Here is a 25,919-nt window from a genome sequence, read left to right as displayed (position 1 = left end):
AGCTGGACGGCAACACCGTCCGCGTGGACCTGACGGCGACCAGCGGCGGCCAGAAGGTGCTCGGCATGTCCCGGGCGCTCGTACGACTGGCCTGACGGCGGCGAGAAAATCGCGTGCGGTGCTGGGGCAACCGGCACACCGGCACTGGACCGCTGCGGTAAGGGGCGCCCTCTTTGGTGGGGCGCCCCTCACCTGCATCCGGGTGTCCCGGCACGCGTCGGCGGCCGACCGGTCGTCGCCGCCGGACTGTTCCTCCAGGCGGTCGGACTCGGCTGCGTGAGGTGGGTGGCGCGCCGGGCATCGCCGTGATGTCGTCGGTCTCCTCCGCGCGGGGCGGCTACCAGAGCGCCCAGAGCTTCGTGGACGGCCCGCGGCCGCCCTGGTCACCGGCTCGGCGGTGGTCGCGGCCGCCGCGCCGGCGGCTCTGGTGATCCCGGCGCGCCGGGCTGTTCCGGGCGATGCGGACGACGAGGAGCGGGCGTCCGGCCAGGTCCCGGCAGCCGCCTTTCTGGAAGCCCCCGCCCCCCGACCCGGGACCGCACGCCTGAGGAGCCCGCGCTGCCCGTGTCTCCCCGGGCCACGCCGACCGAGTCGACCGCGGGGACCATGCCTCCGCGGGACGCCGACGCATACGTCTCCGCCTCTCTCGTCCGTACCCCTGAGGTATGGGTTCGGGGCCGCCACGCGCGCGGTGCCTACGGCGCCGCTCTCGGGGCACGGCCGCCGAGCCGTCGGCCCGGAGGGCGCCATGTGAACGGCGTGCGGACCGCACCGCGGGGCCCCGGGCCGAACCGGGCGGGCTCTCGCTGCCGACGTGACGTAGGGCGTGGGTGGCCGGTGAGCTTCCCGCGGCCCGTGCCGGGCTGTCCGGGGCGTCTCGTAGTCTTGGGCCCGTGCAGGTACTCCACGACGCCCCCCTTGCCCCGCTGACCACGTTCCGCCTGGGTGGTCCCGCGACGCGGCTGGTGACCGCCGAGACCGATGCCGAGGTGATCGACGTCGTCCGCGAGGCCGACGACAGCGGGACTCCGCTGCTGGTCATCGGTGGTGGGTCGAACCTGGTCATCGGAGACAAGGGCTTCGACGGCACCGCCCTGCGCATCGCCACGCGCGGTGCCGAGCTGCGCGGTACGACGCTGGAGCTGGCCGCCGGTGAGGTGTGGACGGACGCCGTGGCCCGCACCGTCGAGGCCGGGCTCGCCGGGATCGAGTGCCTGGCCGGCATCCCGGGCTCCGCCGGAGCCACCCCGATCCAGAACGTCGGTGCCTACGGCCAGGAGGTCTCCTCCACCATCACCGAGGTGATCGCCTACGACCGGCGCGCCGGCGAGACGGTCGCGCTGACGAACGAGGAGTGCGCCTTCTCGTACCGCCACAGCCGTTTCAAGGCCGACCCCGCGCGCTATGTCGTGCTGCGCGTCCGCTTCGGGCTGGAGGACGCCGACGGGCTGTCGGCGCCGGTGAAGTACGCCGAGGCCGCCCGCGCGCTCGGTGTCGGGCCCGGGGACCGGGTCCCGCTGGCCGATGCCCGCGAGACCGTGCTGAAGCTGCGGGCCGGCAAGGGCATGGTCCTCGATCCTGAGGACCACGACACCTGGTCGGCCGGGTCCTTCTTCACCAACCCCATCCTCACCGACGAGCAGTTCTCCGCCTTCCACGCGCGCGTGCGCGAGCGGTTGGGGCAGGGCGCCGAGCCGCCCGCGTACCCCGCGGGTGAGGGCCGTACGAAGACCTCCGCTGCCTGGCTGATCGACAAGGCCGGCTTCACCAAGGGCTACGGCACCGGGGCCGCCCGCATCTCCACCAAGCACACCCTCGCCCTCACCAACCGCGGCGACGCCACCACCGAGGACCTGCTGGCGCTGGCCCGCGAGGTCGTCGGCGGTGTCCGGGAGGCCTTCGGGATCACCCTGGTCAACGAACCGGTCACCGTGGGCGTCAGCCTCGATGGCTCCGGCGCAGGGGCCTAGTGCCCGGGCAGGCGACGTTCGCCGCGTCGCGACGCCCGGCACGCTCCCCCGCCGCGCGGGAGGTGCCCCTACTCGCCGCACCGGCCGATAGCCCAGGTACGCCCAGTACGAGGACTTCCGGCCGGCACGCCGACAGCACGCACCGGACGCCGCTCCTTGACGGGTAAGCGTTGCCTGCCGGGGCACTAGTAGGCCACGCCGACGCCCTGCTTCACCGTCCCTTCGTCGCGGATCATCGACAGCATCGCGTGCGCCACGTCCGCGCGCGCGATGAAGCGGCCGCCTCGCGGGAAGCCGCCGACGGCGGTGCGGTAGCGGCCGGTGAGCGGCTTGTCCTGCAGGCGCGGGGGCCGTACCGACGTCCAGTCCGTGCCGCTGCGGGCCAGCTCGGCCTCCATCGCGGTGAGGTCGGCGTAGACGTCCTTCAGGGCGGCCCTCACCAGGCCCCGCACGGCGCGGTCCAGGACGCCGTCGTCCACGGGCGCGGGGCCGACCGGGCCGGCGCTGACCACCAGCAGCCGCCGTACCCCCTCCGCCTCCATGGCGCGCAGGACCGTGCGGGTCAGCCGCGCGGCGACCCCGGCGTCCTTGCGGCTGCGCGCGCCCAGGCCGGACAGGACCGCGTCCCGGCCCGCGACGGCGGCACGCAGCCGCTCGGGGTCGCCCAGGTCGGCCTGGAACACCTCCAGCGCGCCGCCCGTGACGGCCAGCCGGGCAGGATCACGGACGACGGCGGTGACGCGATGGCCGGCGTCGAGCGCCTGCCGGACGAGCTCCCGGCCGATGCCGCCGGTGGCGCCGAAAACGGTGAGGTTCATGAGTGCTCCCGTACTCGGGATGGGTGGGTGAGTGTTCACTCACCTCTGTGTCCCTCTAGAGTGAGTAAGCACTCACCCACTCGTCAAGCCCGATAGGACGCCCCATGGAGCCCAAGCCGGCGCGCGTGCGCATCCTGGACGCCGCACACGAGCTGATGCTCACCGTCGGACTCGCCCGCGCCACCACCAAGGAGATCGCGCGCGCGGCCGACTGCTCGGAAGCGGCCCTCTACAAGTACTTCGACAGCAAGGAAGAGCTGTTCGTGCGCGTGCTCAGAGAGCGGCTGCCCCGCCTCACGCCGCTGCTCGGCAGCCTGGCCGCCGAACCGGGACAGGGCACCCTGGAGGGCAACCTCACCGAGATCGCGCGCCAGGCCGCCCTCTTCTACGAGCAGAGCTTCCCGATCGCCGCCTCCCTGTACGCCGAGCCCCAGCTCAGGGAGCGCCACTTCGAGGTCCTGCGCGAGCTGGGCTCCGGCCCGCACCGGCCCATCGAGGACCTGGCCGCCTATCTGCGCGCCGAACAGGCCGCGGGCCGGGTCCGCGGCGACACCGACACCTTCGCGGCCGCCTCGCTGCTGCTGGGGGCCTGCGCCCAGCGGGCGTTCGCCTACGACGCGACCGTCACGGGGGAGCGGCCCCCGGTCGACGACTTCGCCGCGCGGCTCGCGCGGACCCTGCTGGGCGGCATCGCCGTCGCGCCGGCCTCCGGATGAGCGACCACGGGCCACGCCGGGAACACGGCCGGTTCGCCGGGCCCCCGCGCCTCCGGGAGGGCCTGTCAGGTGGCCGGGCGGGCGAGCCAGTCGTCCACGCCGGCCAGCAGCCGTGTCCTGACGTCCTCCGGGGCGGCCGAGCCGCGTACCGACTGCCGTGCCAGCTCCGCGAGTTCGGCGTCCGTGAAGCCGTGCGTGTGCCGGGCGATCTCGTACTGGGCCGCCAGCCGGGAGCCGAACAGCAGCGGGTCGTCGGCGCCGAGCGCCATCGGGACGCCCGCCTCGAAGAGCGTGCGCAGCGGCACGTCCTCGGGCTTCTCGTACACGCCGAGCGCCACGTTGGACGCCGGGCAGACCTCGCAGGTCACCTGCCGGTCCGCCAGCCGCTTCAGCAGCCGCGGGTCCTCCGCCGCGCGCACCCCGTGCCCGATCCGGTGGGCGTGCAGGTCGTCCAGGCAGTCGCGCACCGACGCCGGACCGGTCAGCTCACCGCCGTGCGGGGCCGACAGTAGGCCGCCCGTGCGCGCGATGTGGAAGGCCCGGTCGAAGTCCCGCGCCATGCCGCGCCGTTCGTCGTTGGACAGCCCGAAGCCCACCACCCCCCGATCCGCGTACCGCACCGCCAGCCGGGCCAGGGTGCGCGCGTCCAGCGGGTGCTTCATCCGGTTGGCGGCGACCAGGACGCGCATGCCGAGCCCGGTCTCGCGGGCGGTGGTGTCCACGGCGTCCAGGATGATCTCCAGGGTCGGGATCAGACCCCCCAGCCGGGGTGCGTACGACGTCGGGTCCACCTGGATCTCCAGCCAGCCCGAGCCGTCCCGCAGGTCCTCCTCGGCCGCCTCTCTGACCAGCCGCTGGATGTCCTCCGGCGCGCGCAGGCAGGAGCGCGCCGCGTCGTACAGCCGCTGGAAGCGGAACCAGCCCCGCTCGTCCGTGGCCCGCAGCCTCGGCGGCTCGCCGCTCGTCAGCGCGTCCGTCAGGGCGTCGGGCAGCCGTACGCCGTACTTGTCGGCCAGTTCCAGCACGGTGCCCGGTCGCATCGAGCCGGTGAAGTGCAGGTGCAGATGGGCTTTCGGCAGCTCAGAGAGGTCACGTACACGCTCCATCCCAGGATCCTGCCGTACGCGGCCGTCCCACCGGTAGCCGTTTCCCCGTTCGTGGTCTTGCTCGCACACAGGAGCGGGCCGCCTCCCCGCAGGGAAGACGGCCCGCACGCGCGCGTGGAACGCAAAGACGGGACCTAGTCCCGGGCCTCCGCCAGCAGCTTCTGGATCCGGCTCACGCCCTCGACGAGGTCCTCGTCGCCGAGCGCGTACGACAGCCGCAGGTAGCCCGGCGTGCCGAAGGCCTCGCCCGGGACGACCGCGACCTCGGCCTCCTCCAGGATCAGCGCGGCCAGCTCGACGGTGTCCTGCGGACGCTTGCCGCGGATCTCCTTGCCGAGCAGGGCCTTCACCGACGGGTAGGCGTAGAAGGCGCCCTCCGGCTCCGGGCAGACCACGCCGTCGATCTCGTTGAGCATCCGCACGATCGTCCTGCGGCGGCGGTCGAAGGCCTCGCGCATCTTCTCGACGGCCGTCAGGTCCCCGGAGACGGCCTCGAGCGCGGCGACCTGGGCCACGTTGGAGACGTTGGAGGTGGCGTGCGACTGGAGGTTCGTCGCGGCCTTGACGACGTCCTTCGGGCCGATGACCCAGCCCACGCGCCAGCCGGTCATGGCGTACGTCTTCGCGACACCGTTGACCACCACGCACTTGTCGCGCAGCTCGGGCAGCAGCGCCGGCAGGGACACGGCGGCCGCGTCGCCGTAGACGAGGTGCTCGTAGATCTCGTCGGTCAGCACCCACAGGCCGTGCTCCACGGCCCAGCGGCCGATCGCCTCGGTCTCGGCCTCGGAGTACACCGCGCCGGTCGGGTTGGACGGGGAGACGAAGAGGACGACCTTGGTCTTCTCCGTGCGCGCCGCCTCCAGCTGCTCCACGCTGACGCGGTAGCCGGTGGTCTCGTCGGCGACGACCTCCACCGGGACACCGCCCGCGAGGCGGATCGACTCGGGGTACGTCGTCCAGTACGGCGCCGGGACGATGACCTCGTCGCCCGGGTCGAGGATCGCCGCGAAGGCCTCGTAGATGGCCTGCTTGCCGCCGTTGGTGACGAGGATCTGCGAGACGTCGGGCTCCCAGCCGGAGTCGCGCAGCGTCTTCGCGGCGATGGCGGCCTTCAGCTCGGGCAGGCCGCCCGCCGGCGTGTAGCGGTGGTACTTGGGGTTCTTGCAGGCCTCGACGGCCGCCTCGACGATGTAGTCCGGGGTCGGGAAGTCGGGCTCGCCGGCGCCGAAGCCGATCACCGGACGCCCGGCGGCCTTCAGGGCCTTGGCCTTGGCGTCCACGGCGAGGGTGGCGGACTCGGAGATCGCGCCGACTCGGGCGGAGACCCGGCGCTCGGTGGGTGGGGTTGCAGCGCTCATGCGGCCCATCGTTCCAGACCGGAAATGTCCCCGGCACGCGGGTTTCACAGACTGAACAGCCAGGGGTCGGCACGTGAACACGGGTCCGAATCCGGGTCCCGTCCGCCCTCCGGCCAGGACGATCTTCGGTCGTCCCACCCCGGACGGGCGCTTTCTGTTCGACGCCGGGCCGCGGACCACGTACACTCACACCTCGTTGGCCTTCAGCAGCCGCCGCCACCGGTGCACACCCCGCACCCGGCCGGATGCGGTACGTTGGGGGACACACAAAGGGTCGTAGCTCAATTGGTAGAGCACCGGTCTCCAAAACCGGCGGTTGGGGGTTCAAGTCCCTCCGGCCCTGCTACACACACCGCCAGGATGTGTGCGCATGTACGTACAGCAATGCACCGCCGTGCGGCTCCAGAAACCGGGCGCGGCACGGCCAGGACCCGGGACCAGGTGAGGATGCATGACGGACGCCGTGGGCTCCATCGACACGCCTGACGCCCAGGACGAGGTGTCCGAGTCCAAGAAGAAGGCCCGCAAGGGCGGCAAGCGCGCCAAGAAGGGCCCGCTGAAGCGCCTCGCCACCTTCTACCGCCAGATCATCGCGGAACTCCGCAAGGTCGTCTGGCCGACTCGCAACCAGCTGACGTCGTACACCACCGTGGTGATCTTCTTCGTCGCCATCATGATCGCTCTGGTGACCGTGATTGACTATGGGCTCAACCACGCGGCCAAGTACGTCTTCGGCTGAGCCAACAGCGAAGGGCGCCGTGGTACCGGCGCCCGTTTTCGCATGTTCCACCCCTATGTATCCAGGAAGAAGCAGCCACCGTGTCTGACCAGAACCTGAACGACGCCATCGAGCCCCACGGCCAGGACGTCGAGTCCGTGGACGACGAGCTCGACATCGTCGAGGGTGCGGACGAGGACCTGGACGAGGTCGAGGCTGCCGACGCCGAGGCGGGCGAGCCGGCCGAGGAGAGCGCGCTGCACGTCGAGGACGAGGACGGCGAGGAGGCCGAGGGCGGCGAAGAGCCCGTCGCCGAGGCCGCCGAGGAAGAGCCGGCCGCGCCGGTCGACCCCGTCCAGGCCCTGCGCGAGGAACTGCGCACCCTGCCCGGCGAGTGGTACGTCATCCACACCTACGCCGGTTACGAGAACCGCGTGAAGACCAACCTGGAGCAGCGCGCCGTCTCGCTGAACGTCGAGGACTACATCTTCCAGGCCGAGGTGCCGCAGGAAGAGGTCGTCCAGATCAAGAACGGCGACCGCAAGACGATCAAGCAGAACAAGCTGCCGGGTTACGTCCTGGTCCGCATGGACCTGACCAACGAGTCCTGGGGCGTCGTCCGCAACACCCCGGGTGTCACCGGCTTCGTCGGCAACGCCTACGACCCGTACCCGCTGACCCTGGACGAGATCGTCAAGATGCTCGCTCCGGAGGCCGAGGAGAAGGCCGCCCGCGAGGCCGCCGAGGCCGAGGGCAAGCCCGCCCCGCAGCGCAAGGTCGAGGTCCAGGTGCTCGACTTCGAGGTCGGCGACTCGGTCACCGTCACCGACGGCCCGTTCGCCACGCTCCAGGCGACCATCAACGAGATCAACCCCGACTCCAAGAAGGTCAAGGGTCTGGTGGAGATCTTCGGTCGCGAGACCCCGGTCGAGCTGTCCTTCGACCAGATCCAGAAGAACTAGCTCCTTCTGGAACCACCGCTTCCGAAACAGGTCAGGCGGGCTGCCTCAGCCCCGTCTGACCTGCTCGGTTTTAAGCCGTGCATCCATACCCGCTATCGTTGTGCGGTATGCCTGCGTCAGGATTCGCTCCGCGCGCGGGCATGGACCCGAATGAAAGGACCCGGAGAGCAATGCCTCCCAAGAAGAAGAAGGTCACGGGGCTCATCAAGCTCCAGATCAACGCCGGTGCGGCGAACCCGGCCCCGCCGGTCGGCCCCGCGCTCGGTCAGCACGGCGTCAACATCATGGAGTTCTGCAAGGCGTACAACGCCGCGACCGAGTCGCAGCGTGGCTGGGTGATCCCGGTGGAGATCACGGTCTACGAGGACCGCTCCTTCACCTTCGTCACCAAGACGCCGCCGGCCGCGAAGATGATCCTCAAGGCCGCTGGTGTCGAGAAGGGCTCCGGCGAGCCGCACAAGACCAAGGTCGCCAAGATCACCGAGGCGCAGGTCCGCGAGATCGCCCAGACGAAGCTCCCCGACCTCAACGCCAACGACCTGGACGCCGCGTCGAAGATCATCGCCGGCACCGCCCGTTCCATGGGCATCACGGTCGAGGGCTGACCTCACCCACCCAGCAGTCATGCGGCCGTGACCGGTCGCACGTGGCAGGGCCTGCTCGGCCCAGGGACCACGACTCCTTTCAGAACACACAGGAGCAAGTTGTGAGCAAGCGCAGCAAGGCTCTCCGCGCTGCGGACGCCAAGGTCGACCGGGAGAAGCTGTACGCCCCGCTCGAGGCCGTCCGTCTCGCCAAGGAGACCTCCACGACCAAGTTCGACGCCACCGTCGAGGTCGCCTTCCGTCTGGGTGTCGACCCGCGCAAGGCCGACCAGATGGTCCGTGGCACCGTGAACCTTCCGCACGGCACCGGTAAGACCGCCCGGGTCCTGGTCTTCGCGACCGGTGACCGTGCCGAGGCCGCGCGTGCCGCGGGCGCCGACATCGTCGGCGCCGACGAGCTGATCGACGAGGTGGCGAAGGGCCGTCTGGACTTCGACGCCGTCGTCGCCACCCCGGACCTCATGGGCAAGGTCGGCCGCCTCGGCCGCGTCCTCGGCCCGCGTGGTCTGATGCCGAACCCGAAGACCGGCACCGTCACCCCCGACACCGCCAAGGCCGTCACCGACATCAAGGGCGGCAAGATCGAGTTCCGCGTCGACAAGCACTCGAACCTGCACTTCATCATCGGCAAGGCGTCCTTCGACGACGCCAAGCTGGTGGAGAACTACGGCGCCGCGCTGGAGGAGATCCTCCGTCTGAAGCCGTCCGCCGCCAAGGGCCGCTACCTCAAGAAGGCCGCGGTCAGCACCACCATGGGCCCCGGCATCCCGGTCGACCCGAACCGCACCCGCAACCTCCTCGTCGAGGAGGACCCGGCCGCCGTCTGAGTCTCCCGCTCAGCCCGGTAGCCGCGTCACGGACGCGTCGAACAGAGGGCGGACCCCGCAACCTTCACGGTGCGGGGTCCGTCCTTTCTGTGTACGGCCTTGTCCGTGACTGTCAGTGCCCTGGGCTACGGTGCAGGGCACACGAAATCGCTCCAGGGGTGGGACCACATGAAGAGCACGATCGTCCGTCGTACGACCCTTTCCATAGCGGCTGCAGCCGCGCTGACCTCGGTGGCGGCCTGCGGCTCCTCCTCCGGCTCCGGCAAGGACGACAAGGCGGCCGGTGGCGGCGCGATCCACGTCAGCCCCGTCGCCGCCGTGCTGCGCACCGCCGAGCAGTCGACGGACAAGGCGGAATCGGCGAAGGTGCGCTCCACCATGTCCGTCGGCGACGTGATGACGGTGTCGTCGAGCGGCGCCGTGCGCTGGGGCAGTGGCCTCGAGGGTGACCTCACCCTCTCCTACACCGGCGGCACGCTGGCCGAAGCCATGCAGAAGGCCGGTGACGGGGCGACGATGCATGCCCGCTACCTGCCGGACGCCATGTACGTGAACATCGGCGGCACGTCCGCCGAGCACATGGCAGGCAAGCACTGGATCAAGTACGCGTACGACGACCTCGCCAAGTTCGGCGGCGCCTCCGGGGCGTACACGAGGGACCAGCTGCGCACCGCCACGCCCAACCAGTCCGTGAAGATGCTGCTGGCCTCCGGCGACGTGAAGCAGGTGGGCGAGGAGACGGTCTTTGGCGTCCACACCAGGCACTACTCGGGCTCGGTGAACGTCGCCGACCTCGCGGGCAAGAACAGCAACCTCAGCGCGGCCCAGCTGACGGCCCTGAAGGAGCAGCTCGACAAGGCGGGCATCACCACCGAGACCATCGACCTCTGGATCAACGACCAGAACCTGCTGGTCAAGAAGACCGAGAAGGGCGACACGGCCAAGGGCCTCATGACCAACACGGCCTACTACAGCGACTACGGCACGCAGGTCTCCGTCCAGGCACCCCCGGCCGGGGACACCAAGGACTTCAAGGACCTGATGAAGTCCCTCGGCACCCCGGGCTCGGGCAACACGGCGAGCGGCTCCGCCGGTGTCTCCTGAGGCCGGGCCTGCACCTCGCCGGTCGGCGCCCGAGCCCGGGCCGGCACTGAGCCCGGGCGGTCCGGGCCGCCGGATTTGCTCCCGTGCGGCCCGTTCCCGTACTCTCTTCCCGAAGCCAAAGACCGCTGGTCGTTGCCGTGCGCTCCCACGAGGGCGCGGTGGCCGAAGGATCCGCTGAAAAGTGGGCGACCCGCGCAGGTGACAGTGGAAGCACTCCCGGCAGTGCGCGCGCCACGCGCGCGTGCGGCCGGTCGAGTCCGCCCCGTGCGCCTGCGCCGGGGCGTTTCGTTTTACCCAGTCCTCCTTCGGGTCCGCGCGGTCAGAATCACCCGGAAGGAGGCCGAGGCTCTATGGCGAGGCCCGACAAGGCTGCCGCGGTTGCCGAGCTGACGGACAAGTTCCGCAGCTCCAACGCCGCCGTGCTGACCGAGTACCGCGGTCTCACCGTGGCGCAGCTCAAGACGCTGCGCCGGTCGCTCGGTGAGAACGCCCAGTACGCCGTGGTGAAGAACACGCTGACCAAGATCGCGGCCAAGGAGGCCGGGATCACGCTGGAGGACCAGCTCTTCGCTGGCCCGACGGCCGTCGCCTTCGTCACCGGTGACCCGGTGGAGTCGGCGAAGGGTCTGCGTGACTTCGCCAAGGACAACCCGAATCTCGTCATCAAGGGCGGTGTCCTTGATGGCAAGGCGCTGAACGCCGACGAGATCAAGAAGCTTGCGGACCTCGAGTCCCGCGAGGTTCTGCTCTCCAAGCTGGCCGGTGCCTTCAAGGCGAAGCAGTCCCAGGCTGCCTCCGTCTTCCAGGCGCTGCCGTCGAAGCTCGTCCGCACCGTGGACGCGCTGCGCGCCAAGCAGGACGAGCAGGGCGGTGCCGAGTAATTCGGCTCGCATCATGACCGCCGCCTGATCCCGGGCAGCGGTCGTAGCGGGCCAACGTACGCCCGCCAGACATGTACATCCGGCACCTGCCGACTTAGTGGAAGGAAGCCATCGTGGCTCTCACCCAGGACGAACTGCTCGCCGAGTTCGAGAACATGACCCTCATCCAGCTTTCCGAGTTCGTGAAGGCGTTCGAGGAGAAGTTCGACGTCACCGCCGCTGCCGCCGCCCCGGTCGTCGTCGCCGGCGGTGCCGCCGGTGGCGCCGAGGCCGCCCAGGAGGAGGAGAAGGACGAGTTCGACGTCATCCTCACCGGCGCCGGCGACAAGAAGATCCAGGTCATCAAGGTCGTGCGTGAGCTGACCTCCCTCGGCCTGAAGGAGGCCAAGGACCTGGTCGACGGCACCCCGAAGCCGGTTCTGGAGAAGGTCAACAAGGAGGCCGCCGACAAGGCCGCCGAGGCCCTCAAGGGCGCCGGTGCCTCCGTCGAGGTCAAGTAAGACCTTCGCGACCGCAGGAGCGGCCCGGTAGGGCTGTAACGCGAACGCACCGCAGGGCGATCATCCAACCGGGTGGTCGCCCTGCGGCGTTCCCCGGGGTGCGGCCCGGGCTGCCTTGCACCTGTGTTCGTGAGGGGTAAGGTGATCTTCGTCGTGTCTCCGGATGCCTGGTTCGGGCAAGGGGGGCCTTGACGAACCGCACGCAGCGCGCAATTCTCAGGACGCGTCGTCACAAGGATCCGAATCCGAGGCATGGATCGACGACGAAGAGGGCAGTATCAACGTGCGTTGAGGGCAGCATGCCGAGGGCGTTGACGAAGGCGTTGAGAACAACGAGGGTCTCCAAAACCCGGGACTGGACATCAGTGGGCCAAGTGGCTACACTGACCCTTTGCGCTGCCTGTTAGCTGTCCCCTGCCCGTCACCAGGGGTCTGCCCTCACTCGAGCATCGATGACAAAAGCTCCCATGACCTGGGGTTTCTGTCTCCGTGTACGGGAGAGGGGCCGGTACGCGCGTAGTGAGTCCGAGCCCTCGGAAGGACCCCCTCTTGGCCGCCTCGCGCAATGCCTCGACCGCGAATACGAACAACGGCGCCAGCACCGCCCCGCTGCGCATCTCCTTTGCAAAGATCAAGGAGCCTCTCGAGGTTCCGAACCTGCTCGCGCTGCAGACCGAGAGCTTCGACTGGCTGCTCGGCAACACCGCTTGGCAGAGTCGGGTCGAGGAGGCTCTGGAGAACGGTCAGGACGTCCCCACCAAGTCCGGTCTGGAGGAGATCTTCGAGGAGATCTCCCCGATCGAGGACTTCTCCGGGTCGATGTCCCTGACGTTCCGGGACCACCGCTTCGAGCCGCCGAAGAACTCCATCGACGAGTGCAAGGAGCGCGACTTCACGTACGCCGCCCCGCTCTTCGTCACCGCCGAGTTCACCAACAACGAGACCGGTGAGATCAAGTCCCAGACGGTCTTCATGGGCGACTTCCCGCTCATGACGAACAAGGGCACCTTCGTCATCAACGGCACCGAGCGTGTCGTTGTGTCTCAGCTGGTCCGTTCCCCCGGTGTCTACTTCGACTCCACCATCGACAAGACGTCCGACAAGGACATCTTCTCCGCCAAGATCATCCCGTCCCGGGGTGCCTGGCTGGAGATGGAGATCGACAAGCGCGACATGGTCGGTGTCCGCATCGACCGCAAGCGCAAGCAGTCGGTCACCGTGCTGCTGAAGGCGCTCGGCTGGACCACCGAGCAGATCCTCGAGGAGTTCGGCGACTACGAGTCGATGCGCGCCACCCTGGAGAAGGACCACACCCAGGGCCAGGACGACGCGCTGCTCGACATCTACCGCAAGCTGCGCCCGGGCGAGCCCCCCACGCGCGAGGCCGCGCAGACGCTGCTGGAGAACCTCTACTTCAACCCCAAGCGCTACGACCTCGCCAAGGTCGGCCGCTACAAGGTCAACAAGAAGCTCGGTGCGGACGAGCCGCTGGACGCCGGCGTGCTCACCACCGACGACATCATCGCCACCATCAAGTACCTGGTGAAGCTGCACGCCGGCGAGGCCGAGACGGTGACCGAGACCGGTCGCACGATCATGGTCGAGACCGACGACATCGACCACTTCGGCAACCGCCGTATCCGCAGCGTCGGTGAGCTGATCCAGAACCAGGTCCGTACGGGTCTCGCCCGTATGGAGCGCGTCGTGCGCGAGCGCATGACCACCCAGGATGTCGAGGCGATCACGCCGCAGACCCTGATCAACATCCGGCCGGTCGTCGCCTCCATCAAGGAGTTCTTCGGCACCAGCCAGCTGTCCCAGTTCATGGACCAGAACAACCCGCTGTCGGGGCTGACGCACAAGCGTCGTCTGAACGCCCTCGGCCCGGGTGGTCTCTCCCGTGAGCGGGCCGGCTTCGAGGTCCGCGACGTGCACCCGTCGCACTACGGCCGTATGTGCCCGATCGAGACGCCGGAAGGCCCGAACATCGGTCTGATCGGCTCGCTCGCCTCCTACGGCCGGGTCAACGCGTTCGGTTTCGTCGAGACGCCGTACCGCAAGGTCGTCGACGGCCAGGTCACCGACGAGGTGGACTACCTGACCGCCGACGAGGAGGACCGCTTCGTCATCGCGCAGGCCAACGCGCCGCTGACCAGCGAACTCCGCTTCGAGGAGAGCCGCGTCCTGGTCCGCCGTCGTGGCGGCGAGGTCGACTACGTCGGCCCCGAGGACGTGGACTACATGGACGTCTCGCCGCGCCAGATGGTGTCGGTCGCGACCGCCATGATCCCCTTCCTGGAGCACGACGACGCCAACCGTGCCCTCATGGGCGCGAACATGATGCGCCAGGCCGTGCCGCTGATTAAGTCGGAGGCCCCGCTCGTCGGCACCGGCATGGAGTACCGCTCCGCGGTCGACGCCGGCGACGTGGTCAAGGCCGAGAAGGACGGTGTGGTCCAGGAGGTCTCCGCGGACTACATCACCACCGCCAACGACGACGGCACGTACATCACGTACCGCCTGGCCAAGTTCTCCCGGTCCAACCAGGGCACCTCGGTCAACCAGAAGGTCATCGTCAACGAGGGCGACCGCGTCATCGAGGGCCAGGTCCTCGCCGACGGCCCGGCCACCGAGAACGGCGAGATGGCCCTCGGCAAGAACCTGCTCGTGGCGTTCATGCCGTGGGAGGGTCACAACTACGAGGACGCGATCATCCTGTCGCAGCGCCTCGTGCAGGACGACGTCCTCTCCTCGATCCACATCGAGGAGCACGAGGTCGACGCCCGTGACACCAAGCTCGGCCCCGAGGAGATCACCCGGGACATCCCGAACGTCTCCGAGGAGGTCCTCGCCGACCTCGACGAGCGCGGCATCATCCGCATCGGTGCCGAGGTCATCGCCGGTGACATCCTCGTCGGCAAGGTCACGCCGAAGGGTGAGACCGAGCTGACGCCCGAGGAGCGCCTGCTGCGCGCGATCTTCGGCGAGAAGGCCCGTGAGGTCCGTGACACCTCGCTGAAGGTGCCGCACGGCGAGACCGGCAAGGTCATCGGCGTGCGCGTCTTCGACCGCGAGGAGGGCGACGAGCTGCCGCCGGGCGTGAACCAGCTGGTCCGCGTCTACGTCGCGCAGAAGCGCAAGATCACCGACGGTGACAAGCTCGCCGGCCGTCACGGCAACAAGGGTGTCATCTCCAAGATCCTGCCGATCGAGGACATGCCGTTCCTGGAGGACGGCACCCCGGTCGACATCATCCTCAACCCGCTGGGTGTGCCGTCCCGAATGAACCCGGGACAGGTCCTGGAGATCCACCTCGGCTGGCTCGCCAGCCGCGGCTGGGACGTCTCCGGCCTCGCGGACGAGTGGGCCCAGCGCCTGCAGGCCATCGGCGCCGACCAGGTCGCCCCGCGCACCAACGTCGCGACCCCGGTCTTCGACGGTGCCCGCGAGGACGAGCTGGCGGGTCTGCTGCAGCACACCATCCCGAACCGCGACGGCGAGCGCATGGTGCTCCCGTCCGGCAAGGCGCGGCTGTTCGACGGCCGCAGCGGTGAGCCGTTCCCGGACCCGATCTCGGTCGGCTACATGTACATCCTGAAGCTGCACCACCTGGTCGACGACAAGCTGCACGCCCGCTCGACCGGTCCGTACTCGATGATCACCCAGCAGCCGCTGGGTGGTAAGGCCCAGTTCGGTGGCCAGCGCTTCGGCGAGATGGAGGTGTGGGCCCTCGAGGCCTACGGCGCCGCGTACGCCCTCCAGGAGCTGCTGACCATCAAGTCCGACGACGTCACCGGCCGCGTGAAGGTCTACGAGGCCATCGTCAAGGGCGAGAACATCCCTGAGCCCGGCATTCCCGAGTCCTTCAAGGTGCTCATCAAGGAAATGCAGTCCCTGTGCCTCAACGTGGAGGTGCTGTCCTCGGACGGCATGTCCATCGAGATGCGCGACACCGACGAGGACGTCTTCCGCGCTGCGGAGGAGCTCGGTATCGACCTGTCCCGGCGCGAGCCGAGCAGCGTCGAAGAGGTCTGACGGGAGTCCGGTAGGGGTCTCGCCACCGTGCGAGGCCCCCGCCGACCCCCAGGCCCCCGTTTCAGACCACAGACTTACGACCCTGAGAGGGATTGACGCATAGTGCTCGACGTCAACTTCTTCGACGAGCTCCGGATCGGCCTGGCCACCGCTGACGACATCCGTCAGTGGAGCCACGGTGAGGTCAAGAAGCCCGAGACCATCAACTACCGCACCCTGAAGCCGGAAAAGGACGGACTCTTCTGCGAGAAGATCTTCGGTCCGACCCGGGACTGGGAGTGCTACTGCGGCAAGTACAAGCGCGTCCGCTTCAAGGGCATCATCTGCGAGCGCTGTGGCGTCGAGGTCACGCGCGCCAAGGTGCGCCGTGAGCGGATGGGCCACATCGAGCTGGCCGCGCCCGTCACGCACATCTGGTACTTCAAGGGCGTCCCGTCCCGCCTGGGCTACCTGCTGGACCTCGCCCCGAAGGACCTGGAGAAGGTCATCTACTTCGCGGCGTACATGATCACGTACGTCGACGAGGAGCGCCGCACCCGCGACCTGCCCTCGCTGGAGGCGCACGTCTCGGTCGAGCGCCAGCAGATCGAGAACCGCCGCGACGCCGACCTCGAGGCCCGCGCCAAGAAGCTCGAGTCCGACCTGGCCGAGCTGGAGGCCGAGGGCGCCAAGGCCGACGTGCGCCGCAAGGTGCGCGAGGGTGCCGAGCGCGAGATGAAGCAGCTGCGCGACCGCTCGCAGCGCGAGATCGACCGTCTCGACGAGGTCTGGAACCGGTTCAAGAACCTCAAGGTCCAGGACCTGGAGGGCGACGAGCTGCTCTACCGCGAGCTGCGTGACCGCTTCGGCACGTACTTCGACGGCTCGATGGGTGCCGCGGCGCTGCAGAAGCGCCTGGAGTCCTTCGACCTGGAGGAGGAGGCCGAGCGGCTCCGCGAGATCATCCGCACCGGCAAGGGCCAGAAGAAGACCCGCGCCCTGAAGCGGCTGAAGGTCGTCTCCGCGTTCCTGCAGACGTCCAACAGCCCCAAGGGCATGGTCCTGGACTGCGTCCCGGTCATCCCGCCGGACCTGCGTCCGATGGTGCAGCTGGACGGTGGCCGCTTCGCGACCTCCGACCTGAACGACCTGTACCGCCGTGTCATCAACCGCAACAACCGCCTGAAGCGCCTTCTCGACCTCGGTGCGCCCGAGATCATCGTGAACAACGAGAAGCGCATGCTCCAGGAGGCCGTCGACGCGCTCTTCGACAACGGCCGTCGTGGTCGCCCGGTCACGGGCCCCGGCAACCGTCCGCTGAAGTCCCTCAGCGACATGCTGAAGGGCAAGCAGGGTCGATTCCGTCAGAACCTGCTCGGCAAGCGTGTCGACTACTCGGCGCGTTCCGTCATCGTCGTCGGCCCGCAGCTGAAGCTGCACCAGTGCGGTCTGCCCAAGGCCATGGCGCTGGAGCTGTTCAAGCCGTTCGTGATGAAGCGCCTGGTCGACCTGAACCACGCGCAGAACATCAAGTCGGCCAAGCGCATGGTCGAGCGCGGCCGCACCGTCGTGTACGACGTCCTCGAAGAGGTCATCGCCGAGCACCCGGTGCTGCTGAACCGTGCGCCCACCCTGCACCGCCTCGGCATCCAGGCCTTCGAGCCGCAGCTGGTCGAGGGCAAGGCCATCCAGATCCACCCGCTCGTCTGCACCGCGTTCAACGCGGACTTCGACGGTGACCAGATGGCCGTGCACCTGCCGCTGTCCGCGGAGGCGCAGGCCGAGGCCCGCATCCTGATGCTGTCCTCGAACAACATCCTCAAGCCGGCCGACGGCCGCCCGGTGACGATGCCGACCCAGGACATGGTCCTCGGTCTGTTCTTCCTCACCACCGACGGCGAGATGCGGGGCGTCAAGGGCGAGGGCCGTTCGTTCGCGTCCGTGGCCGAGGCGATCATGGCGTTCGACGCCGGCGAGCTGTCGCTGCAGTCGCGCGTGGACATCCGCTTCCCGGTGGGCACCATCCCGCCGCGCGGTTGGACCCCGCCGGCGCGCGAGGAGGGCGAGCCGGAGTGGCAGCAGGGTGACAGCTTCCGGCTGAACACCACGCTGGGCCGCGCGCTCTTCAACGAGCTGCTGCCCGAGGACTACCCGTTCGTCGACTACGAGGTCGGCAAGAAGCAGCTCTCCGAGATCGTCAACGACCTCGCCGAGCGCTACCCGAAGGTCATCGTGGCGGCGACGCTCGACAACCTGAAGGCGTCCGGCTTCTACTGGGCCACCCGTTCCGGCGTCACCGTCGCCATCTCCGACGTCGTCGTTCCCGAGGCGAAGAAGGAGATCGTCCGCGGTTACGAGGCGCAGGACGAGAAGGTCCAGAAGCAGTACGAGCGCGGTCTGATCACCAAGGACGAGCGCACGCAGGAACTCATCGCGATCTGGACCAAGGCGACCAACGAGGTCGCCGAGGCGATGAACGACAACTTCCCGAAGACCAACCCGATCTTCATGATGGTGAACTCGGGTGCGCGAGGCAACATGATGCAGATGCGTCAGATTGCCGGTATGCGTGGTCTGGTGTCGAACGCGAAGAACGAGACCATCCCGCGTCCGATCAAGGCGTCCTTCCGTGAGGGCCTGTCCGTGCTGGAGTACTTCATCTCCACGCACGGTGCCCGTAAGGGTCTGGCGGACACCGCCCTTCGTACCGCCGACTCGGGTTACCTCACCCGTCGTCTCGTGGACGTCTCGCAGGACGTCATCATCCGCGAGGAGGACTGCGGCACCGAGCGCGGCCTCAAGCTGCGGATCGCGGAGCGGGGCGCGGACGGCGTGCTGCGCAAGGCGGACGACGTCGAGACGTCCGTGTACGCGCGCTGCCTCGCGGAGGACATCGTGGTCGAGGGCCAGGTCCTGGCCCCGGCCGGCACCGACCTCGGTGACGTCCTCATCGACGAGCTGGTCGCCCGCGGCGTCGAGGAGGTCAAGACCCGCTCGGTCCTGACCTGCGAGTCCGCCGTCGGCACCTGCGCGATGTGCTACGGCCGTTCGCTGGCCACCGGCAAGCTGGTGGACATCGGCGAGGCGGTCGGCATCATCGCCGCCCAGTCCATCGGTGAGCCCGGTACCCAGCTGACGATGCGTACCTTCCACACCGGTGGTGTGGCCGGTGACGACATCACCCAGGGTCTGCCGCGTGTCGTCGAGCTCTTCGAGGCCCGTACCCCGAAGGGTGTCGCCCCGATCTCCGAGGCCTCCGGCCGCGTGCGGATCGAGGAGACGGAGAAGACGAAGAAGATCATCGTCACCCCGGACGACGGCAGCGACGAGACGGCGTTCCCGATCTCCAAGCGCGCCAAGGTCCTGGTCCGCGAGGGCGACCACGTCGAGGTGGGCCAGCAGCTCACCGTGGGTGCCACCAACCCGCACGACGTGCTGCGCATCCTGGGTCAGCGTGCCGTCCAGGTCCACCTGGTCGGCGAGGTCCAGAAGGTGTACAACTCGCAGGGTGTGTCGATCCACGACAAGCACATCGAGATCATCATCCGGCAGATGCTCCGCCGTGTGACGATCATCGAGTCCGGCGACGCCGAGCTGCTGCCCGGCGAGCTGGTCGAGCGCTCGAAGTTCGAGACCGAGAACCGTCGTGTGGTCCAGGAGGGCGGTCACCCGGCCTCGGGTCGTCCGCAGCTGATGGGTATCACCAAGGCCTCGCTGGCGACGGAGTCCTGGCTGTCGGCCGCCTCCTTCCAGGAGACGACCCGAGTCCTGACGGACGCGGCGATCAACGCCAAGTCCGACAGCCTCATCGGCCTCAAGGAGAACGTCATCATCGGTAAGCTCATCCCGGCCGGTACGGGCCTGTCCCGTTACCGCAACATCCGGGTCGAGCCGACCGAGGAGGCCAAGGCCGCGATGTACTCGGCCGTCGGCTACGACGACATCGACTACTCGCCGTTCGGCACCGGCTCCGGCCAGGCCGTTCCGCTGGAGGACTACGACTACGGTCCGTACAACCAGTAAGCGAGCAGCATGAAGGGCGGCCACTCCCTCGCGGGGGTGGCCGCCCTTCGGCGCGTTCAGGGCGTGGGCGGCTGCGGGTGCGGCTGGAGGTACGGCTGGAGGTGGTGCAGCCGGGTGGTGTGGTCCGGATGGGAGGAGAGCAGCCGGGCCAGTGCGCCCTCCTCGACGGGCCGGCCGCCGCCCTGGGCGACCAGTTGGGCCTGCTCCCACTGCTCCTGCTGGTGCAGCTTGTGCAGGACGGCTGCCAGCATCGGCGCGAAGCCGAGGGCGGCGGCGTGCTCGTCGGCCCGCAGCTCGGCCCGGCGGCCCACGGCGGCCAGGGCGTACGGCACGGCCAGCACCAGCAGCGGCAGCCCGTACAGCGTGGCGACGGTGGCCATCGTGACAGCGCCGACGACGCCCACGAGGGCGAGGCCGCCGACGCAGCCGAAGGCGCGCGAGACCTTGAACAGGAAGCCGGAGCACACCTTCAGCACGCGCCAGGCGATCCGGCCGGGCAGCGCGTACCAGTAGCCGAGCAGCGAGGACCAGGCGTGGCCGCCGACATGGTGGCCCAGCTCGTGCGCCATGACGGCGGCCAGTTCGCCGTTGGGCAGGCTGTGCAGGGCGAAGCGGGTGACGCCGACGATGTGGCCGGCGGCCGCTACCGCGTTGAGGCTGTCGCTGTCCTCCACCCATAGTTCGTAGTTCCGGCCCTCGACTCCGGCACGGGCCGTGACCTCGCGCCAGACCGGTTCGAGAGTGGCGCGTTCCTGCGGCGTGGGGTGGCGCAGCCGGAGCACATGGCGCGCGAGGGCTCTTTCGGCGGGCCGGTGGAACACGAGTGCGCCGCTGATGAGCCAGGCGAGTATGACGAGGACGCCGAAGCCGCCGAAGAACAGGGAGAACAGGGCGACGACGAAGAGGCTGCACACGAAGTTGGGCACGTGCAGCAGCAGGTTCCCCACGGCCGTGGCGTCCGTCCTGCGCTGCTTGTCGGAGAGGAAGACGCGGCCGCGGTCGGTGTTGATGTGGTGCGGGTGCTGGGCCGGATCCGGCGGGCCCGGCGGCAGCGGCGGCGCGGCGGGCGGCGCCACCGTCGGGTACGGCGGGGCGGTTCCCGGGTACTGCGGCGGGAGGGACGCGGTTGCCCGCGGGTACGCCGGTGCCTCCTGCGGGTACGCGGGCGCGGCTTGGGGGTACGCGGGGGGGGCTGCCTGCGGGTACTGCGGGTACCGCGGGGGCTCCGGGTGGGGCGGTGGCGTCTGGGCGGCCGGTTCGGGCTGGTCCGGGGGTGACGCGGGTGGTGAGGTCATGGCGGTCGTTCGTTCCTTCGGGTGGGGTGGGGACGGCGGTGGGCCGGTCAGGTGCCGCTTGCTTCGCCCGCGCCGCCGTCGCTGGGCGCGGGTGCCTGTGGTGGCTTCGCGTCCTCGGGTTCCGCCGCCGCACGCGCGTCCGGCACCGTCGGCGTCGTGCCGTACCCGGGAGGCGGCTGCCACGACGGGGACGGCGGTGCGTAGGCGGGCGGAGGCGGCGGGGCCGGGAAGCCGGGGGCGGCGTACGGACCGGGCAGGCCCGGCGGGGTGAAGGCGGGCGGGGTGAAGGCGGGCGGGGGGAAGGGCGGCACCGGCGGCGGTGGGCTCCCGGGCACGGCAGGCGCGGCGGTGGTGCCCGCGGGCGGCGCGGGCTGGGCCGGGAAGGCCTCCGTGGGCACCCCTTCCGTCGGTACCGCCTCCCAGGCCGCCGGCTGGGGGGCCGGGGTCTGTGCGGCCGGTGTCCGCGGGGCGCCGTGGTCACCCGCTCCAGGCACCGGCGGTGGCAGCAGCGGGGGGTTCTGGGGGACGCCCGGGAGGCGTTGGTTGAGGATGTCGCTGACGGTGCGCAGGGCCAGCTGCTTGGGACCCTCCAGTTCGTAGTTCTCGGCCGTGTCGCCGCTCAGCAGTTGCTTCACCAGGTCCATCTGGGCCTGGATCATGCGCAGCTGGTCCTCGCGCATGCTGGACATCACCAGGCGGGAGTCCTCGGGGTGCTGGGCGAGGTGGAGGGCCCAGGAGTGCACGCCGCCCTGCTGGAGGTGGTACTCGTAGAACGCGATCTTCTGGGCCTCGATCTGCTGCAGCTCGATCTGCTGGCGCCCCTGCTGGAGGGCGAGTTCATGGTGCTGGCCGCCGGCGAGCATGGCCTGCTCGTGCTGCCAGCGCTGCTGCTGGAGGAGCAGCTCGTGCTGCTGTGCGCCGTACGTGGCGGCCCGCTCGATCTGCAGGGCGTCCTGCTGGCGCAGCCGGCGGTCCACCTCGACGTCGACCTCCATGCCCCGCTGCGCGGCGAAGGTCTGCTCGGTGGCGGAGTGGTCGATGGCCCGCAGCCGCTGCTGGTGCTCGATGTCGGCCTGGTCGCGGCGCAGCCGCAGGGTCCAGGTGACCTGGAGGCCCGCCGTCGCCCCGAGCGGCCCCAGCACGCTCACCGCCTGGAGCAGCTCCCGCTCGGCCGTGGCGCTCTGTGCGACCCGGAAGCGCCGGGTGACCGGCCGCGCCGCCTGCTGGAGTTCGCCGAGCACCAGCGCGGGCACGTCCCGGTGCCCGCTCGCGACGAACCGGGCGGGATCGAGCACCTGCCAGTTCAGGTCGACCTCGGCGGTGAACTCGAAGGCGTCGTTGTCACTCGGCAGTGTCAGCGTGGACGTGTGCGGGTGGACGCCCATGTCCACCTCGTAGACGGCGGAGTACCGCCTGGCGGTGATCTCGGCGCGCGTCGGCCGGTGCGGGGGCAGATAGGGCTCGTAGGTGCCCTTCGGGGTGGAGAAGACGAGCGCGTGGTCGATGCGGACGAGGGAGCGGAAGTTGAACTCGAAGCGCGACAGCTGCCGCACGGTGAGCACCGGGTCGACCAGCGCGGTGTGCCGGTCGGCGGGCTGCTGCCACTCGGGTTGCCGGAAGGAGGGCATGGTGTGTCTTCCCGGGGTCGGTCTCAGATGACGGTACGGGTGGGTCAGTGGGCGGACAGCACGGTCAGCAGGCGGGCCGCGACCTCGGGCGGGGGAGTGCCGTCCTCGCCCGGCATCGTGCGCAGCAGATGGCTCAGCCGCTCGTGCTCGGTGGCCGTGGTGACGAGCCTGGGCAGCAGCGCGGCCAGGGCCCACTCGACGGCCTGCGACCGGTCGGCGATCAGCACCCACCCGCCGAGGACCTTCAACGCCTCCCGCGTGCTGCCCAGGTGGTTCAGCGCGGCCCGCCACAGGAAGGGCACCCCCTGCGCGGCGGGGCCGCCGTCGGCGCTCGCGCGGGCGAACCAGTCGAGGACCAGCGGACGGCCGTACCGCTCGTCGTCCTCGGTGCGCCGGCACGCCCCGACGAAGCCCGCGAGCGTCATGGTGCGTACGGCCATGTCGTCGTCGAGGTGGGCGCGCAGTTCGCCGAGGACCCGCTCGCTCGCCGCCGACAGCAGCAACAGCTCCACGGTCTCGGTCAGCTCGCGGGCGAGCTCGCCGTCGGTGCCGTCGGGCTGGTCCTCGTACAGCCGTCGTACGGCGCGGCGCAGGGCGGCCAGGGCCTGTTCCGGGCGCTCGGCGCCGATCAGCCCGTACGCCCGTACGGCCACCCAGCTCAGCCTCGGGTCGTCGCCCTCGCACCAGGCGTCGAGGACGCGCGGGATGTTGGGGGTGCCGACGAGGTGGGCCAGCGCGAGCGCGTTGACCGCCACGAGCCGGTGCCGGTACCGCCTGGAGGTGCCCCACGGCTCGATGACGAGCGCCATCGCGGACGGCAGGTCGGTGCGGGCGAGGACAGCCACCGTCGAGGCGGCCCGGGTGCGCACCAACGGGCGCCCGTCGTCGGCCAGTTGGCGCAGCCAGTCGATCAGTGCCGGGCGGGCGGAGGGGTGGCCCGTCCACACCTCGCGCAGCAGCACCAGCGCGGCGCGCTCGTCGCGGAACGCGGCCTTCTGCTGGTCGACCGGTCCCCACTCGGTGTGCTCGGGCTCCCAGTACAGCTTCGCCCGGGCCAGTTGCAGCCGCTTGCCGACGTGCGTGCCGAAGACGGGCACCTCGGGGACGCGCAGGCGGTTCTCGGTCTCCTGGAGGTGGCGGTAGAGCAGGTCGCTCAGTTCGGCGGTGAGCGCGTACGGCCCTCCGTCGAAGGCGGCGAGGGCGACGAGGAACGCCTTGTCCCGCAGGTGGAGTTCGGACTCCTGGGCCTCGAACCACTCCTGGACCTGGCTCTCCAGGGACACCAGTGAGAAGCCCGCCACCGCGTCCTCGGCGACCTCGCCGCGCGCGTACCGCACGAGCAGCCGGGCGAACTCGGCCGTCTCGCGCGGCTGGTGGCTGTGCTCCAGGAACTCGGTCACCTGCGGCAGGCCGAGGAGCTTGACGGCTGTCTCGTCGTCGGTGCCGGCGCGCAGCCCGGCGGCGAGCATGTCGGCGGCGGACGGCGGGCGCCACTCCTCGGGGGTCACGTCGTCCAGCGCGGCGCCGGGGTCGAGGGTGACGACGAGGTAGGCGTCCTTCTCGACGAGCCGCTCGCGGACGGCGAGCAGATGGGTCCAGCGCAGCGGCTGGTCGCGGCGCGGGGCGAAGTCGCACAGCACGTGCCCGCGCGCCGCGCTCCGGCCCGGTGCGCCCGGCTCGGCCGACGCGGTCTGCCCGTCGCCGAAAGGGTCGCCGGACGGGTCGCCGAACTGGTCGGCGAGGCTGCCGACGGCGGTGTCGCGGACCAGGGTGCGCACGGGCAGGGCGCCGACGCGGCGCAGCAGCATCAGCGCGGCCGTACGCCGGCCGGTGAAGCGGCCGCCGGACAGCACCAGGACCCGCTCCGCGCGCAGCCGCCGCAGCAGGCGGTCCATCAGCCGCTCGTCGGCCGCGAAGCCGCGCTCCAGCTCCGCGAGGGTGGCCTCGGGCACCTCGCCGGAGGCCGGGGCGGTGCTGCCGGTGGGCACGGCGAAGCGGTAGACCTCGGTCTTGCCGCCCAGGAAGACATCGCCGGAGAAGTGCCCGCCGCTGATGCCGCCGTGCTGGTCACCGCCGAGGAGGCCGCCGCTGATACCGGTCCGGGCGCGGACGTTCATGGTGCGCGGACTGTGGTCGACCAGGTCGCGCCGGGCCGACCAGGCGTCCTGCGGCTGGTCCCGCTCCTCGGCTTCGTCCGGGGCGGGGCTGCCGTCTGCGGGCCGGGCCTCGTCCGTGGCGGCCGGTTCCGGGGACGGGGCGGCTGCCGGTGCCGATGCCGGGCCGCCGGCCGGGTGGGGTGGTGCCTGTGCCTCGGACGCGTTCATGCGCCTTCACCCCGGCGGTCGCGTGGGCGGTCGTGTCCGCGTTCGCCGAAGGTGACGTTCCCGCTGAAGTGGCCGCCGCTGATGCCGCCGTACTGGTCGCCGCCGAGTACGCCGCCGCTGACGGTGCCGCCCTGGATGGTGATGGTCGTGCCGGTGTCGCGGGTGCCGGGCGCGGGGGCGCTGTCGGCGGGGGCGCCCGGTGCGGCCGGCCCCGGTGCCGGGCGGTCCCCCGAACCGCCCGGCACCTCCCCCGTGTCACCGTGGTCGTGACGCCGGTCGCGGCCGACGGGGAGCGGCCCGTGCAGCCAGGCCTTCAGCGGGCCGTTCTTGCTGTCGACCGTCACCGGGCGGAAATCGTCGGCGGGGACGCCCGGGTGGTCGTGGCGCACCACCCCGGCGTACAGGGCGTCCGAGACGCACAGCGCGAAGTCGTCGGACCGTTCGCGCAGGGCCTGGCGCAGCAGGCCGGCGTCCAGCAGCCGGCAGGCGTGGTTCAGGTCGGAGCCGACCCAGCCGTCGTGTTCGTCCACGGCGACGTAGCCGGTGGCGACGACGCCGCGCAGCCGCATCTGCGCGGAGCGGGACGCCATGCGGTTGACGGCGCGCAGCTCGGCCGGGACCTCGCTGAGCAGGACGCGCAGCAGGGCGGTGACGGAGGCGCCCGCGTCGATCAGTTCCATGACCGCGTCCCCGCGGTCGGCCCGCAGCCGCCGTGTCTCGTCGATGCCCGCCCGCTCCAGGGCACGGTCGGCGAGGTCGTAGAGCATGCGCCGCAGATACGCCTGCTCCACGTCGTCTCGGTCGCTGAACCTCTCGATGTCCAGCAGGAGGATGGTCCGGCTCACGGGGTCGGTCATGGTCGCCTCTCGGGGGGTTCCGCCGTGCAGAGCAGCAGAGTGACCGCCCGGCGCGGCCCACCGTGAGGGCGGATGACGCAGTCGAAGTGTGACCGTGTGCACAGAGTGACCCCGGGGACCGCAGTCGCCGCGAGGGCGCAGACGGGGGACGGGCGCGCTGAGGGCCGCGCGGTGGGCGCGGCGGGCTACCGGCACCGGCACCGTCTCCGG

The 25,919-nt window shown here is 70.3% G+C and carries 18 protein-coding genes, 1 tRNA gene and 1 pseudogene; 13 read left to right on the top strand and 7 right to left on the bottom strand.

The window, feature by feature from the left end:
• Window positions 1-95 (top strand): annotated as a pseudogene (locus tag ACZ60X_RS29895) (dehydratase); the annotation flags it as partial.
• A 798-nt stretch (window positions 96-893) separates the two neighbouring features.
• Complete coding sequence (locus ACZ60X_RS29890; RefSeq protein ID WP_469604900.1) at window positions 894-1,970, top strand: UDP-N-acetylmuramate dehydrogenase; 1,077 nt, start codon at window positions 894-896, stop codon at window positions 1,968-1,970.
• Between the two features lie 185 nt (window positions 1,971-2,155).
• Here ACZ60X_RS29890 and ACZ60X_RS29885 read toward each other — a convergent pair whose 3' ends face one another.
• A complete protein-coding gene (locus ACZ60X_RS29885; protein ID WP_469604898.1) occupies window positions 2,156-2,788 on the bottom strand; it encodes an NAD(P)-dependent oxidoreductase in 633 nt (210 codons plus the stop codon).
• A 104-nt stretch (window positions 2,789-2,892) separates the two neighbouring features.
• Here ACZ60X_RS29885 and ACZ60X_RS29880 point away from each other — a divergent pair, with 104 nt between their 5' ends.
• Window positions 2,893-3,504, top strand: a complete 612-nt coding sequence (locus ACZ60X_RS29880) for a TetR/AcrR family transcriptional regulator (protein ID WP_469604895.1) — start codon at window positions 2,893-2,895, stop codon at window positions 3,502-3,504.
• A gap of 65 nt (window positions 3,505-3,569) precedes the next feature.
• Here ACZ60X_RS29880 and ACZ60X_RS29875 read toward each other — a convergent pair whose 3' ends face one another.
• Window positions 3,570-4,610 carry an adenosine deaminase gene (locus ACZ60X_RS29875; RefSeq protein ID WP_469604892.1) on the bottom strand — a complete coding sequence of 347 codons (1,041 nt, stop codon included), beginning with the start codon at window positions 4,608-4,610 and terminating at the stop codon, window positions 3,570-3,572.
• 134 nt (window positions 4,611-4,744) lie between these two features.
• The gene (locus tag ACZ60X_RS29870) at window positions 4,745-5,971 is read right to left on the bottom strand and encodes a pyridoxal phosphate-dependent aminotransferase (RefSeq protein ID WP_469604889.1); all 1,227 of its coding nucleotides are present in this window, start codon (window positions 5,969-5,971) and stop codon (window positions 4,745-4,747) included.
• Window positions 5,972-6,241: 270 nt separating this feature from the next.
• On the opposite strand from ACZ60X_RS29870, the gene ACZ60X_RS29865 reads away from it, so the two are divergent.
• The 10 genes from ACZ60X_RS29865 to ACZ60X_RS29820 all read left to right on the top strand — a co-directional run bounded on the left by ACZ60X_RS29865 (window position 6,242) and on the right by ACZ60X_RS29820 (window position 19,605).
• A tRNA-Trp gene (locus ACZ60X_RS29865) sits at window positions 6,242-6,314 on the top strand.
• A gap of 108 nt (window positions 6,315-6,422) precedes the next feature.
• The gene (gene secE, locus ACZ60X_RS29860) at window positions 6,423-6,710 is read left to right on the top strand and encodes a preprotein translocase subunit SecE (RefSeq protein ID WP_071385039.1); all 288 of its coding nucleotides are present in this window, start codon (window positions 6,423-6,425) and stop codon (window positions 6,708-6,710) included.
• Between the two features lie 80 nt (window positions 6,711-6,790).
• On the top strand, window positions 6,791-7,651 hold the full coding sequence (gene nusG, locus ACZ60X_RS29855; protein WP_469604886.1) for a transcription termination/antitermination protein NusG: 861 nt from the start codon (window positions 6,791-6,793) through the stop codon (window positions 7,649-7,651).
• Window positions 7,652-7,821: 170 nt separating this feature from the next.
• A complete protein-coding gene (gene rplK / locus ACZ60X_RS29850; protein WP_037858373.1) occupies window positions 7,822-8,256 on the top strand; it encodes a 50S ribosomal protein L11 in 435 nt (144 codons plus the stop codon).
• 101 nt (window positions 8,257-8,357) lie between these two features.
• On the top strand, window positions 8,358-9,083 hold the full coding sequence (gene rplA / locus ACZ60X_RS29845) for a 50S ribosomal protein L1 (protein ID WP_469604883.1): 726 nt from the start codon (window positions 8,358-8,360) through the stop codon (window positions 9,081-9,083).
• 168 nt (window positions 9,084-9,251) lie between these two features.
• Window positions 9,252-10,187 carry an SCO4651 family lipoprotein gene (locus ACZ60X_RS29840; RefSeq protein ID WP_469604880.1) on the top strand — a complete coding sequence of 312 codons (936 nt, stop codon included), beginning with the start codon at window positions 9,252-9,254 and terminating at the stop codon, window positions 10,185-10,187.
• Window positions 10,188-10,537: 350 nt separating this feature from the next.
• On the top strand, window positions 10,538-11,068 hold the full coding sequence (gene rplJ, locus ACZ60X_RS29835) for a 50S ribosomal protein L10 (protein WP_469604877.1): 531 nt from the start codon (window positions 10,538-10,540) through the stop codon (window positions 11,066-11,068).
• 110 nt (window positions 11,069-11,178) lie between these two features.
• Window positions 11,179-11,568, top strand: a complete 390-nt coding sequence (gene rplL / locus ACZ60X_RS29830; protein WP_469604932.1) for a 50S ribosomal protein L7/L12 — start codon at window positions 11,179-11,181, stop codon at window positions 11,566-11,568.
• A gap of 549 nt (window positions 11,569-12,117) precedes the next feature.
• Complete coding sequence (gene rpoB / locus ACZ60X_RS29825) at window positions 12,118-15,603, top strand: DNA-directed RNA polymerase subunit beta (RefSeq protein ID WP_469604874.1); 3,486 nt, start codon at window positions 12,118-12,120, stop codon at window positions 15,601-15,603.
• A 102-nt stretch (window positions 15,604-15,705) separates the two neighbouring features.
• The gene (locus ACZ60X_RS29820; RefSeq protein WP_469604872.1) at window positions 15,706-19,605 is read left to right on the top strand and encodes a DNA-directed RNA polymerase subunit beta'; all 3,900 of its coding nucleotides are present in this window, start codon (window positions 15,706-15,708) and stop codon (window positions 19,603-19,605) included.
• A gap of 56 nt (window positions 19,606-19,661) precedes the next feature.
• Here the strand turns inward: ACZ60X_RS29820 and ACZ60X_RS29815 are convergent, their stop codons facing one another.
• Genes ACZ60X_RS29815 through ACZ60X_RS29800 form a run of 4 tightly spaced genes read right to left on the bottom strand, consistent with a single transcriptional unit; the run spans window position 19,662 to window position 25,709 of the window.
• Window positions 19,662-20,900: a M48 family metalloprotease gene (locus tag ACZ60X_RS29815; protein ID WP_469604870.1), complete on the bottom strand. Its 1,239-nt coding sequence runs from the start codon at window positions 20,898-20,900 to the stop codon at window positions 19,662-19,664.
• Window positions 20,901-20,947: 47 nt separating this feature from the next.
• Window positions 20,948-22,528: a hypothetical protein gene (locus ACZ60X_RS29810; RefSeq protein WP_469604867.1), complete on the bottom strand. Its 1,581-nt coding sequence runs from the start codon at window positions 22,526-22,528 to the stop codon at window positions 20,948-20,950.
• A 44-nt stretch (window positions 22,529-22,572) separates the two neighbouring features.
• Window positions 22,573-24,852 (bottom strand): hypothetical protein, encoded by a 2,280-nt coding sequence (locus tag ACZ60X_RS29805; RefSeq protein WP_469604864.1) that lies wholly within the window; start codon window positions 24,850-24,852, stop codon window positions 22,573-22,575.
• On the bottom strand, window positions 24,849-25,709 hold the full coding sequence (locus tag ACZ60X_RS29800) for a hypothetical protein (protein ID WP_469604861.1): 861 nt from the start codon (window positions 25,707-25,709) through the stop codon (window positions 24,849-24,851). Before ACZ60X_RS29800 ends, ACZ60X_RS29805 begins: the two co-directional genes overlap by 4 nt.
• Window positions 25,710-25,919 lie beyond the last annotated feature (210 nt).

Source organism: Streptomyces sp. NPDC104106 (assembly GCF_055584345.1).
The sequence above is the reverse complement of the archived record's forward strand: the minus strand, read 5'-3'. Positions and strand labels throughout refer to the sequence as shown.